The organism is Pectobacterium cacticida (assembly GCF_036885195.1).
Taxonomy (GTDB): Bacteria; Pseudomonadota; Gammaproteobacteria; order Enterobacterales; family Enterobacteriaceae; genus Pectobacterium; species Pectobacterium cacticida.
Genome location: NZ_CP133656.1, coordinates 1,437,429 through 1,450,492, shown reverse-complemented (window position 1 = coordinate 1,450,492; position 13,064 = coordinate 1,437,429). Strand labels below are relative to the sequence as shown.

At 52.0% G+C, this 13,064-nt stretch carries 11 protein-coding genes; 4 read left to right on the top strand and 7 right to left on the bottom strand.

Going from position 1 to position 13,064, the window contains the following annotated elements; all coding sequences use genetic code 11:
• Positions 1 to 394: 394 nt before the first annotated feature.
• The 4 genes from dps (at position 395) to glnQ (ending at position 3,466) form a co-directional block, all read left to right on the top strand.
• Entirely contained in the window at positions 395 to 898 is a 504-nt protein-coding gene (gene dps / locus RFN81_RS06910) for a DNA starvation/stationary phase protection protein Dps (RefSeq protein ID WP_264498384.1), read from the top strand.
• Between the two features lie 416 nt (positions 899 to 1,314).
• Entirely contained in the window at positions 1,315 to 2,061 is a 747-nt protein-coding gene (gene glnH, locus RFN81_RS06905; protein ID WP_264498383.1) for a glutamine ABC transporter substrate-binding protein GlnH, read from the top strand.
• A gap of 26 nt (positions 2,062 to 2,087) precedes the next feature.
• Positions 2,088 to 2,747 (top strand): glutamine ABC transporter permease GlnP, encoded by a 660-nt coding sequence (gene glnP / locus RFN81_RS06900; RefSeq protein WP_264498382.1) that lies wholly within the window; start codon positions 2,088 to 2,090, stop codon positions 2,745 to 2,747.
• Entirely contained in the window at positions 2,744 to 3,466 is a 723-nt protein-coding gene (gene glnQ / locus RFN81_RS06895; RefSeq protein ID WP_264498381.1) for a glutamine ABC transporter ATP-binding protein GlnQ, read from the top strand. The genes glnP and glnQ overlap by 4 nt, the downstream gene beginning before the upstream one ends.
• Before the next feature lie 52 nt (positions 3,467 to 3,518).
• On the opposite strand, the gene RFN81_RS06890 is transcribed toward glnQ, so the two are convergent.
• From RFN81_RS06890 to RFN81_RS06860, 7 genes are all read right to left on the bottom strand, one after another.
• Positions 3,519 to 5,387 (bottom strand): M3 family metallopeptidase, encoded by a 1,869-nt coding sequence (locus RFN81_RS06890; RefSeq protein ID WP_264498380.1) that lies wholly within the window; start codon positions 5,385 to 5,387, stop codon positions 3,519 to 3,521.
• A 78-nt stretch (positions 5,388 to 5,465) separates the two neighbouring features.
• Positions 5,466 to 6,434, bottom strand: a complete 969-nt coding sequence (ybiB, locus tag RFN81_RS06885; protein WP_264498379.1) for a DNA-binding protein YbiB — start codon at positions 6,432 to 6,434, stop codon at positions 5,466 to 5,468.
• 91 nt (positions 6,435 to 6,525) lie between these two features.
• Positions 6,526 to 7,890: a TolC family outer membrane protein gene (locus tag RFN81_RS06880; RefSeq protein ID WP_264498378.1), complete on the bottom strand. Its 1,365-nt coding sequence runs from the start codon at positions 7,888 to 7,890 to the stop codon at positions 6,526 to 6,528.
• 2 nt (positions 7,891 to 7,892) lie between these two features.
• The gene (locus tag RFN81_RS06875) at positions 7,893 to 9,221 is read right to left on the bottom strand and encodes an HlyD family type I secretion periplasmic adaptor subunit (protein WP_264498377.1); all 1,329 of its coding nucleotides are present in this window, start codon (positions 9,219 to 9,221) and stop codon (positions 7,893 to 7,895) included.
• A 21-nt stretch (positions 9,222 to 9,242) separates the two neighbouring features.
• On the bottom strand, positions 9,243 to 10,970 hold the full coding sequence (locus RFN81_RS06870; RefSeq protein ID WP_264498376.1) for a type I secretion system permease/ATPase: 1,728 nt from the start codon (positions 10,968 to 10,970) through the stop codon (positions 9,243 to 9,245).
• Positions 10,971 to 10,987: 17 nt separating this feature from the next.
• Entirely contained in the window at positions 10,988 to 11,299 is a 312-nt protein-coding gene (locus RFN81_RS06865; RefSeq protein WP_264498375.1) for a protease inhibitor Inh/omp19 family protein, read from the bottom strand.
• 113 nt (positions 11,300 to 11,412) lie between these two features.
• Positions 11,413 to 12,843: a serralysin family metalloprotease gene (locus tag RFN81_RS06860; protein ID WP_264498374.1), complete on the bottom strand. Its 1,431-nt coding sequence runs from the start codon at positions 12,841 to 12,843 to the stop codon at positions 11,413 to 11,415.
• Between the last annotated feature and the right edge of the window lie 221 nt (positions 12,844 to 13,064).

Sequence of the window (13,064 nt, the reverse complement as noted above, 5' to 3'; positions counted from 1 at the left end):
TAATAGATGCTGATATCGTTTGAAAAAACGCTATTTCGCTAGGGGTATAAATACAAAAATCACAATGGATAACTATGGCTGTAAACGCCTCACTCCATAGACAGTAATAGAGGTTCATCTTATATCGATGAACCTCATGAATAATAACCATTTTCATCTAAAAATGATAATATTTATCAAAATGAAATACTTTAGTGAAACTAAAATATTGCATTCATCCACGCGACTGGCCTATTATAATTTCGGAGTGATGGCTAGCAAGCACAACCACGACACCATTATGTTATAGCTATTAATTTAATAGATGAACTTTTCTAAAATTAATTTTTCTTACTGCTATAATTAATGACGTTGAACAGTAAGACTATAAATAATGAAAGAGAGGATAATGAATATGTCTACCGCCAAACTTGTGAAATCAGCACCGTCCGAACTGCTTTATACCCGCAACGATTTAGACGATAGCATCAAGACCTCGACAATTAAGCTGTTAAACCAACTGGTTGTTGACTTCATCGATCTGTCGTTGATTACCAAACAGGCTCATTGGAACATGCGCGGTGCGAACTTTATCGCCGTTCACGAAATGCTGGATGGCTTCCGCACCTCGATTATGGCTCATCAGGACACCATTGCGGAACGTGTCGTTCAACTTGGCGGCGTAGCGCTAGGCACGGTGCAAATTGTCGATAAACACACGTCGTTGAAAAGCTATCCAACCGATATCCATAACGTGCAGGACCATCTGAAAGCGCTGGCCGAACGTTACGCCGTTGTCGCCAATAACGTACGTCAGGCGATTGGTAAAACGGAAGACGAAGACTCAGCCGATATTCTTACTGCGGCATCACGCGATTTGGATCAGTTCCTGTGGTTCATTGAAGCCAACCTCGAATAATCAACGTCATCATTCCATAACGCATTGATCTGTAAACACATTAATTTGTAAACAAAGTAAAGGCTGCTCAGGCGGCCTTTACTGGTATGGGGCCGACTTATTTCATATTCTGTCAAGCACAATCGCTACGAAGTGCAGAACATCCTCTTATGGTGTTCAAAAAACTAGCTTTTACCCGCTTAAATCCCCCACAACGTTAATCAGCGGTTGTTTCCCTCGTAAAATCAGTTAATCATAAAGGTGATTTGACTGAGCGCATTAACGGTGAAAAATTCATCCGGCTCAGCAAGCCATCAAAGCAGGTTATGTATGCACAACCACGTTGCTAACCTGTGTATGGTTTTAAGACTATGCTGAAAACATGCTTAGCACCGGTAAAACAAAAACTCCCACAACTGCTAAATAGGAAGGATTTGATGAAATCATTACTTAAGGCCACTTTGGCGGCATTGACGCTGATGGTGAGCGTTTCTGGCTATGCCGCAGAGAAAGAGCTGATTGTCGCGACAGATACCGCTTTCGTCCCTTTTGAATTTAAACAAGGCGACAAATACGTCGGTTTCGATATTGACCTCTGGGATGCTATCGCTAAACAGCTCAACCTGAAGTACAGCCTGAAACCCATGGACTTCGGCGGTATTATTCCTGCCTTGCAAACGCGCAACATCGATCTGGCGCTCGCAGGCATTACCATTACCGAAGAACGTAAAAAAGCCATCGATTTTTCTGACGGTTACTATGACAGTGGTCTGCTGGTAATGGTTAAGGCAGACAACAATGATATCAAGGGTGTCCAGGACTTGGCGGGTAAAGTCGTCGCCGTGAAGAGCGGCACTGGCTCAGTCGATTACGTCAAAGACAATATCAAAACTAAAGATCTGCGTCAGTTCCCCAACATCGATAACGCCTATATGGAACTGGGTACCAACCGTGCTGACGCCGTACTGCACGACACACCGAATATTCTCTATTTCATCAAAACCGCGGGTAACGGTCAGTTTAAAGCGGTTGGTGATTCCATCAAGGCTCAGCAATACGGCATCGCCTTCCCAAAAGGCAGCGACGAACTGCGTGATAAAGTGAATGGCGCGCTGAAAACACTGCGTGAAAACGGCACTTATGCTGCGATCTACAAGAAGTGGTTTGGCGTAGAACCTAAGTAATTGCCGATTTAATCTGGAGATATTCCATGCAGTTTGATTGGAGCGCCATCTGGCCTTCTCTGCCCCTTCTTATGGAGGGGGCAAAAATGACGTTGTTGATTTCTGTTCTGGGGCTACTTGGCGGCCTGATAATAGGCGTAGCTGCGGGTTTTGCCCGCGCCTACGGCGGTTGGTTTTCCAGCCGTGTCTCACTCGTTTTCATAGAAATTATTCGTGGCACGCCGATAGTTGTGCAGGTGATGTTTATTTACTTCGCCCTGCCGATGATTTTCACCTCCATAAGAATTGACCCGTTTGCCGCTGCCGTGGTAACCATCATGATCAATTCTGGCGCGTACATTGCAGAAATTACCCGTGGTTCAGTATTGTCGATTCACAACGGCTTTCGCGAGGCGGGTTTAGCGTTAGGGCTGTCACGCCGTGCGACATTACGCTATGTCATCGCGCCGCTTGCTCTGCGCCGGATGCTGCCGCCGTTGGGTAACCAGTGGATTATCAGTATCAAAGATACATCATTATTCATCGTTATCGGTGTCGCTGAACTGACACGCTCAGGACAAGAAATCATTGCGGGCAACTTTCGTGCGCTGGAAATCTGGTCTGCGGTTGCCGTTATTTACCTGTGCATCACGCTGATCCTCAGCTTCATTCTGCGTCGTCTGGAAAGAAGACTTAAGATTATATGATTGAATTCAAAAACGTATCCAAACACTTTGGCAAAACGCAGGTCTTGCATAATATTGACCTCACCATCGGTCAGGGTGAAGTCGTGGTCATCATCGGGCCGTCAGGCTCAGGTAAGTCCACGCTGCTGCGTTGCATAAATAAATTGGAAGAAATTACCAGCGGCGAATTAATTGTTGATGGACTCAAAGTAAACGATCCCAATGTAGATGAACGGTTGATCCGCCAGGAAGCAGGGATGGTATTCCAACAGTTTTATCTGTTTCCGCACCTTACCGCGTTGGAAAACGTCGCTTTTGGGCCGATTCGGGTACGCGGCGCGAGTAAAGCAGACGCCGATAAGCTGGCTCTGGAGTTACTGGCGAAAGTCGGCCTGTCAGAACGCGCGAATCACTACCCTTCTGAGCTGTCCGGAGGGCAACAGCAGCGTGTCGCTATTGCGCGCGCGCTCGCGGTTAAGCCAAAACTGATGTTATTTGACGAGCCGACCTCCGCACTCGACCCGGAACTTCGCCATGAAGTGCTAACCGTAATGAAAGATCTGGCCGAGGAAGGTATGACGATGGTGATCGTCACTCATGAGGTGGGCTTCGCCCATAAGGTGGCTTCCCGTCTCATCTTTATTGACAAAGGCCGCATCGCGGAGGACGGCGACCCAGAAACGCTGATTACCAATCCGCCTAGCGACCGCCTACGTGAATTCCTGCAACACGTATCCTGATCGACAAGGGGGCTTTCGCCCCCTCCTTCTTACTTGCTATGTTTGTAAGCGATTATACTTCTGAACGTGGATATTCTCGTTCAATAAACGCCGCGAAATCCTGACACATCTTCCGATCCCCCTGCGCATTATCCGCCAGCACGCGATGTCCATCGACCACACGAATATGCGCATCCAGGTCGAAATCCGCTTCAGGCTGAGGGCGACGCATCGCCTGCGCAATCGTGCTCTGCGCCTGCTGCCAGGCTTCTTCCACCGTTAGATTGCAGGCCTGCGCCAGATAGGCTGGGTTAAACCCTTCGCCAGTCAAACTACGCAGCGTATCGTCATGGCTTACGCTATTGCCCGGCGACCAATAGTATCGAGCCAGATCGGGGCCAATGGCGGGATTGTCCGTCAAATACCCGTCGCGTTGCAGAAAATAGCGCCGCGTCTGTTCCACCGCCATCAGCGCCAGCAGATAGCCTTGATATGAACATGCCGATTCCATAGACAGCAGATGCGGGATCGCCAACGTCGGGCGAGGGCTACCGCTAATACCTAAAATGCGCTGCTCGGTGTCCCGCGCTAGTGCGGTAATCGCATCCGGCGTAAGCGCCGCATCATCCCATGAATAGAGCTGCCACTCAAAGTACGGCACTAATAGGATGTGTCGCTCATTGAAAGCGCGCATCGGCTGCTGAGTACGGATATTCGCCTGGATTAATGCGTCAGGGATCGTTTCTCCCTGTGCGTTTGTCGCATAGCGTTTTAGCCAGTCGGCGTCACCTAACAGGCTGTCGCAAAACATCGACTGCGTTTCAGCATAGGCCATTGAGGTCGGTGGAAATTCCTGCGAGAAGCACGGGGCATTCTGTCGAATATTGGCAAAATGCGCCGCATGCCCGCCTTCATGAAACAACGTATTAATACCGCTGGCGCCGCTGCCCACCTGATCTGGTTTTGCCAGACTGGTAAAATTAATCCGCGCGGGAACCCATTTACCCTGCTGCATAAACGGCGGCACCGGACCATGCATAAAGCCATTTTCATACTTCCCTTTCCGCACCAGCAAATCGAGCTGCAACTGCGCGCCGTTAAACCCAATATGCAGGCGCTTAAAACTGTTAATCCAGCGTTCCAACGAGGCAGAAAAGGGGAAGTAAGGATCGAGCTGGCGTGTCACATCCCCAGCGCTGGCATAGCGGATATTCCACGGTTGCAGCGCATCCTCGCCCTTGTCGGAAGCCAAATTCTTCAAACTGCGAATAGTCGCTTCACGCGTTTGTTCTTCGAAAGAATCGAGGATGGCAAAAAGCTGTTCCGGCGTCATCCGCTCCGTTTTATTGACCTTGTAGTCAAAATAGTTGCGATAACCCATCTGTCGCGCAAAGCGATTACGCAACGCAATGAGCTCAGGAAAACCGTTCTGCAATAGCCACTGTTCCAACGCGCGCAGTGCCTGATGGGAACTCTGGCGATAGGCTTCGACATCATTCGTCGCCTGATTGGTCAGCAACTCGCCAAGCGATGCGGACACCCGCTCGCCTCTGGCGTTCAGGTGCGTCATTTCATAGGATTGACGCTTGGCGTACAGCGCATTTTCCGCCGCGATAATCTCGTCCATCAGAACCTGAGCCTGTGGATCTTCAATCACATTGCAGTCAAAAAAACGGTACCAGCCTTGTAAGCCATGTAACAACGCCTGCTGTTGTTCATCTTGTGGACTATTTTTGAGCGTCGCAAGATGAGATCTTATTTCAGCCAGGCGCTGTGGCTGCGCAATAAAGCGCTTGTAGGCACGTTCAGCATCGGAGAAACGCTCAGCCACCGTACCATCGCCAATCCCCATATACTGTTGCCAAAAGAGTTCTTCTTTCGCCTGATGAACCGCGAGATAATCGCGATTCAGGGCATCAAAATAATCCACTACCTGTTGCATGTTATTCCTTCTCTCGTTTAATAACTGCCGTCCGGCGGTATGAAGTGGGGGATAAATGGCGTCCAGCCCGGCGTCCGCTCAACCGAGGCGTTTTTTAATCGTGGCGACAGCCTGTTCCATGGTCGCAACCTCACCGGCGGCCACCAAACAGCACGCCAGTTGCAGACGTATCGCCTGCGGGATAGCAATTTCGCCAGCCAGACACTGTACCGTCCAGCGCGCGGTGGTAATAGCATCTCTGGCTATCGGTAAAGCATCGGGCGCGACGGAAATATCCTGACGCAGTTGCAGCACTTTGGTTTGTTGCTGGTGGATAAAATGCATTTCCGGACAGCGTTGCGGATTGGCATAAACCTCTCCCTCCGTACCATGCATCAATAACGCCCGCCCATGAATATCGTTAAAAAAGGTTCCCACACGGGTGACGTACTCAGGGTGGGAAACGCTGGCGATACGTAGCGCTTCACTTTCACCAAACGGCGTCGCCACTTTCGCCAGGGTATGACTGCTATTACGCACGCCCATACGCCAGCGAAGCTGCAATTGGCGATCGATAGACGGACACAGGAGCGAAATGGGCATAAATACCGGGCTACCGTTATCCAATTCCTGCTGGGCCTGCGCGGCATTCTCCGCAATGGTCACCCCGAGGTGACGCAAAATCTCCGCGCTGGTAACACGGGTCGGATCGTCGCTTACGCCATGGACTAGCACGGGAAAACCCAACTTAGCCAGTAGTAGCGCGAGCAACGGTGTCAGATTAGCCAGCTTGCGTGCCCCATTGTAGCTAGGGATCACGATGGGCATAGGCAGGCCTTCGGGAGGATGCAGACGCAGTACCTGTTCGTCCATCGCCTGGTAAAAACCCAGCATCTCAGCGTCAGACTCACCCTTGATGCGAAATGCTATCAATAACCCGCCAAGTTCCAGATCCGGTACGTCACCACGCAACATCGCGCTATACAGCGCATACGCGGTTGCCTGATCGATGTCTCGCGCATGATTTTTCCCGCGTCCGACGTCTTTGATAATTTTAGTGTAATCCATGCTGGCCCCTTGTTTACCGCGACACAGTAAAACGCTTACCGACGAAAATAACATGTTTAGCGATTTCCGGGTCACTCTGACACAGAGGAAATTACTCTTGTGCCGGATCGGCATCGTAAACCGTCGCCGCGGGCTGAAACCAGGCAGCCAGTTCCAGAATATCGTTCTCGTCGAGCGTCCCTGCCGTATAACGCAGTAATAACCCCGCCTGAAGCCAACTGTATTTAGCTTCCGCTAGCTCTCGCCGCGCGTTATACCACGCCTGTTCCGCCAGCAGAATATCCAGGTTGATACGTTCACCGCCCGCCACGCTTAATCGCGTCGCGGTGACCGCGTCCCGCGCCGCCGCAGTCGTCATTTGCCAGGCGCTGATTTTCGCGGCGCCATTGTTGAATAAGTTGTAATACTTTTTCAATTCCGCCAGCGTTCGCTTGGTATGATCATCGAGTTCCGCCTGACGCTGCTGATATTCCGCAGCCGCCTGCCTCACCGAGGCCGAAACGGAACCACCGGCATAGAGTGGGACATTCAACTGCAAACCGACGCTCTGCGTGTCGTATTTCTGATTATAATTATATTCACTTTCTGAGCGGCTATTGCGCGATGATGCCACCAGCGACAGCGTAGGCAAGTGTCCGGCACGATAGCGTTCCATCTCGTAGCGACTGACCGTCAGTTCTTCACGCCGCATCGCCAACGTAGCGTTGTGTCGCACGGTAAGAGCGCGCCACTGCGCCAATGTCATCTTGCCAGAGGTTGCTGAGAGCGGTTGAATCAGCCTCAGCGGAGGTAACGCCGTTATCTCTATCCTCGTGCCAGTCATGTTTTCCAGATCGGTAATCGCCGCATCCAGATTGTCCTGCTGTTCGATACGCTGCGCGTCGATCAGCGTAAAACGCGCTGCCGTTTCCCGTACATCCGTCAGCGTGCCTTCCCCCGCCTGCAAAAGGCGTTTATTCAGCGCCAATTGTTCCTGATAAGCACGCCGCTGTGCATCCAGCAATTGCAGTTTTTCCTGGGCCAGCAACGCGCTGCTCCAGGCATTATACAGCCGTACCATCAGTTCCTGAGTACGATCGCGAAAACGCCGATCGGCCATCAGCGTGCGGGCGATCCCCTGCTGATAGCGAGCCCAGGCCGCATAATCCAGTAACGGCTGGCGCAATGATAGCGTTGACGTATAGCTGTCATAATCGCGCTTTACGGTGTTATCGCGCAAACGCTCTGCTTGAGTCACTTTAGAGTGGCTGCGATTCACGCTGTAGCCATACTGGAGAGTGGGTAACAAACCGGCTCGTCCGATGGACGCCTCTTCACGCCCCGCCCTATACTCAAACGTCGCCGCACGAAACTGGGCATCGTTTCGCAGTACCAATTCCCAGGCCTCAAGCAGCCCTAACGCGTTAGCGCAGGCAGAAAACAGCCCTAATAACAACCCTATCGCTATCCGTTGCATGATTACTCTTCCGTTAGTGCCAGATGCAGGCGATCCATCAGCGGCTTGAAAAGATAATTGACGAACGTACGTTCTCCGGTACGCACAAACCCCTGTACCGGCATGCCGGGTTTGATTTCCAACCCTTCAAGCGCACGTATCCCTTCATCATCCACCCGCACACGCAAACTGTAATACGGGGAGCCATCTCGCACATCCAACAGGCGATCGGCGGATACCAGTGAGACGGTTCCCGCCACGCGCGGCGTTGTGCGCTGGTTAAAGGCGACGAACTGAAGCTCAACGGGGAGACCCGGCCAGACCTTATCCACCAGTTCAACGGGAAGACGCGCATCGACCAATAGCGGTTGATTGTCCGGCACGATCTCCAGTAGCGTCTGTCCAGGCGCGATCACTTCGCCTGGCGTAAACACATTCAGCGCGACTACCGTACCGGAAACGGGAGCGCGCATCTGAACATGCGCCAAATCGAAATCGGCTTTTTCCTTCTTACTGACCACCTCACTCAGCAAAGCCCGGACGTCTGCCAACTCACTATTCACCTCTTTGTCGTATTCCTGCTGGCGCTGGGCGATGAGTAAGGTTTGTTGCTCAATGTCGCGCCGGATACGCTGCATGTCTCCCGTCAATTGCGCGATATCGCCATTAAGCTGCGCCAACAGGCGTTCATTCTCTAACATCTTGTTGCGTGGTACATAGTTTTCCGCTGCCAGCGAACGTAGTCCTTGCACCTGTTGAGCCAGCATTGCTTGTTGTTTCTGCTTACTGGACATCACCTGACGCTGCGCGCTCAGCGATGCCTCAAGACCCGCAATGCCCGAACGCATGCCATCCGCTTCAAGATTGAATGACTGCCGACGGCTACGCAGTAAATCTTGCTGTACTGCCGAGATCGCTCGCATTTCCGGCCTATCTGCGAGCGAATGCAGACGAGGCGTCATTACCATGTCACTACGATGCTGCTGCTCGGCGAGCAAGCGCCCTTCCCGCGCCGCCAACTGAAGATATTGCGCATCCAGCCCTTCACTCGCTGAACGCGCATCAACCTCATTCAACGTTAATAAAACCTGCCCTGCATCAACCCTGTCGCCCTCTCGCACGCGAATGCGATCGACCATACCGCCCAAATTATGCTGTACGACCTTACGATTGCCGGAAATCACCACGCTGCCATTCACCATGACGCCCTTATCCAGCGGCGCACAGAGTGACCATAGAAGAAATCCGCCGAAGCCGACAAGTACCAGCCCCCATCCCAGCTTCACGGCGCGCTTTTCCTCATGCTGCGCCATCTGCCTCATTCTCTCTTCACTTATTTCAGATGCAGACATGTTCTTCCTTGTTCTTATCACTTACTGCCGCGCGGCGGCAGACGGCACCATTGGCATCGGATTCGCGGCACGGCGCGGTTGCAACTCGCTCAGAACATCGCGTGCAGGCCCGAAGCGCTGTTGCCGCCCCTGATTGAGCACCAAGATCTTATGCGCTAGCGTGGTCAGTGCCGGTCGATGCGTAATGAGAATCACCGTCGCTCCCCGTCTTTGGAGATGAGATATCGCCTGTGCAAGGGCCAATTCACCGTCGTTATCCAGGCTGGCATTAGGCTCATCGAGCACCAGCAGGCAGGGATCGCCATATACCGCTCGCGCCAGGGCAATGCGCTGACGCTGCCCGCCCGACAACCCGTTGCCGTCAGCGCCAAGCGGCGTGTCATACCCTTGTGGCTGGCTTAAAATCATGTCGTGTACGCCCGCCAGTTGCGCTGCCGCCACAATTTTTTCCGCATTGTGTTCGCCAAAGCGACAAATATTCTCTGCCAACGTGCCTTTAAAGAGTTGTACGTCTTGTGGCAAGTAGCCCATAGCCGGGCCAAATACGGCTTTATCGATCTGGCTGAGATCGGCGCCATCCAGCCTCACTTTGCCGCGCGTCGGGGCTTGGGTTGCAACGAGTAAACGCGCCAATGTGGATTTACCGGAACCCGAAGCCCCCAAAATCGCCAGCGTTTCGCCTGCCTGAAGCGAAAAGTGAATGTCCTGCAACCGAATCCTGCCTTGCGGCGTCTGCAACACTACATGCTCAACGCTGAGTTGGCCGAGTGGCGCAGGCAACGCCATGACCTCAGATCTGGGCGGATAGGCTGTCATCATGCGGTTCAATCTATGCCAGGCTTGTCGCGCACTGCTCAATGGTTTCCAAATACCGATCAGTTGGTCAATAGGACTGAGCACGCGCCCCACCAGAATGGACCCTGCGATCATCATCCCCGGCGTAATCTCCCCTTTTATCGCTAACATGGCACCCACGCCAAGCATCAGCGATTGCAGTAAGATGCGAGCATGTTTTGACGCCGCGCCAATAACGGCGGCGCGTTCACTCGCTTGGTTTTGTAGCGTAATGAATCGGTAGTGTTGTCCCAGCCAGCGGCGGCGTAAATCAGGTAACATTCCCATTGATTCAATAACTTCCGCATTACGCAACTGCGTATCCGCAAGCTGGGTAGCCTGTAAGGCCTCATGGTTAGCCGCGGCCAAAGACGACGTGGTGAGAAACTGATTTAACCACGCCAACAACACCAGTACGATCGTTCCCCCCAGAGCCAGCAGGCCGAGCATCGGGTGAATCAGAAATAACACTAATAAAAAGAAAGGAAACCAGGGAAGATCGAAGAAGGCAAACAGCGAGTTGCCGGTAATAAACTGCCGTAATTGTGTGAGGTCATTCAGCGCCTGAGCGGCGCTTGCCTCGCCCGCGGCCAGATTGCGCTCAAATGTGGCGTTGAATACCCGTTGGTTCCATTGCAGATCGAGTCGTGTGCCGAGTCTGACAACGACCAGACTCCTTACCCACTCTAACGCCGCCAGAAAGAGCGCGACCCCAGCCATCAACAAGGTAAGCATCAACAGCGTCGTTTCGTTCCCCGAGGCCAGAACACGATCGTAAACCTGAAGCATATAAAGAGACGGCGACAACATCAGTAAATTCACAATGGCGCTGAAAACCCCGATGCTCCACATGCTGCGCCGAAATGGCCGTAATATACTCAACCACGAATGCGCCTGATTGGAAAGTTGACTCACTGCGAGTGTCTCTCCTTTCAGCGCTGTTTGAGCATAATATAAATACGCCCCTCTGGTAGCCGGTGAATATAGCCCTCTTTTTCCTTGCTAAAGAATGCCACCGACTGACCATGCTCTCTCGTCAACGTGATACCGTCCGGCGCTGGCCGCCAACCCACGGGTACAGAGGCGAACAACGCATTTAAACAATGTGCATCACCTTCAAGACGCCAGATACCTTCGGCTAGCCGTGTATCGCGTAGCACAATCTCGCACTGTTGCTCTTCACTACGCAACTGCCACTCGCCGCTCAGTTCATTGGCTGAAGGCAATTTCAAACTACTTGCCATAGCTCCTCCGCTTATTGCACTTAACATCGCCGCGATGATTAACGTTTTCATAGTGGCTCCAGGTTGATGATCGAAAAAGGACGGGGTACCCCGTCCTTACTGTCTTAACTGTCTTACACGATAAAATCGGTCGCCGCGGAAGGCTGGCCGACAATGTGCACCACAAAGTCTGGCGTGGTCTGACCGGCAAAATTCAGCCACAGGTTAGTCACATTGTTACCGGCGTCCCAGTCGAGCAATGCTTCATTGTGCTGCCCGGTAAACGTATCAACAAACTGTAAATCCCCTGTCTGATTCAGCGCGGACAGATCGATTTTGTCGATACCGCGTTCAAAATCCGTGATGGTGTCATAACCGGAGGTATAGGAGGAATCGCTCGCACTGGCGTAAACGAAAATATCGCGCCCCGCCCCCCCCGTCAGCGTATCGGCTCCCCCGCCGCCGTAAATGACATCGTCCCCCGCGCCGCCTTGCAAAATATTATTCGCCTCATTGCCGATAATAATATCGTTGCCAGAACCGCCTATCGCGTTTTCTATCGTCACCCCATGAGCGATGGACACATTGCCTTTCAGGCCACCGACATCAGAGAACCCCCCTTCATTCAGGTTGATGCGCTGATCGTCCCTGTAACCAGAGAAATCAAACGTATCATTGCCGCCAGCATCCCAAACGGAAAAGATCAGTTTGTCGCTGTTACTGCTCGCAGAGTAGAAATCACGATCGGTATTGGAATGGAACCCGTAAACCGTATCATCGGTACGCGTGTTCATATTGGCGCCATAAAGCGTTTGGATCGCCGCAATGTCATCAATCAGCGGGCCTGCGGCATAGTGCCACTGGAAATCGCCCCCGGTATTTTGCTCACTCCAATAGCTCATCAGGCTGAATTGGCGTGTATCCTCTGCATAGGTGACATCACGGTAGGACGGGTTACCTTCGCCCGCATTGTAGTCACCAGGGTGATTCAGGCCGAGCGTATGCCCGATTTCATGCGTCAGCGTCTGCTTACCGTATTCCGTCGTCGGGTCACGCACGGTATCGGAATTGTAGTTAAACCACGCACTACCCGATGCCGGGTGCTCGCCAGGCATATAGGCGTAAGCCTGAGTGTCATAGTCCATCCGGCCACTGGAATCACGCGTGTAGTTACCAAAGGTGATCGTCGCATTTTGATCAGGGCTCACCTGAGTAAAGGTGATATTGGCGACGTCCGCCCACGATTGCAGAGACAGCTTAGCCTGATGCTCCTGAGCGGGGCTGAATTTCATAAAGCCCTGATCGCCGGAAGGAATCGATCGCACGTTCTGTAAGAACGAATAGGTCAGATGGGCAGGTTGACCAAAGACATTAGCCCCATTCCAGGTCAGGCCATCGCGCACAATTTCGTGCGCGGCCTGCTCGCTGGTGAACGATGGTTTGCCATTAATCTGGCCGTCGCCGCGGGCATGGTAATAATACAAATCATATACGTCACGATACCCCGAACCGCTGGCATGCAATGCAGGTACGGCGGTATCCTTATCTTTATCTTGTAAAGCCATCTTTTCTTCTCCATAAGTCTGATCGGGATGATCAGAATCCTGAATCCCTTCATGCAATGGCGATATTGCAATTGCGTACCATAAAATACGATAGCGGGATAACCGTTTCCTGGTTTAATAATATTGTTCCAATTTTTTATCGCAGAAAATAATTGGCTATCGCATCCACCCTATTCGTTATTATTGAATAATAAATATCGAGCTATTTTATTGGCGGCAAT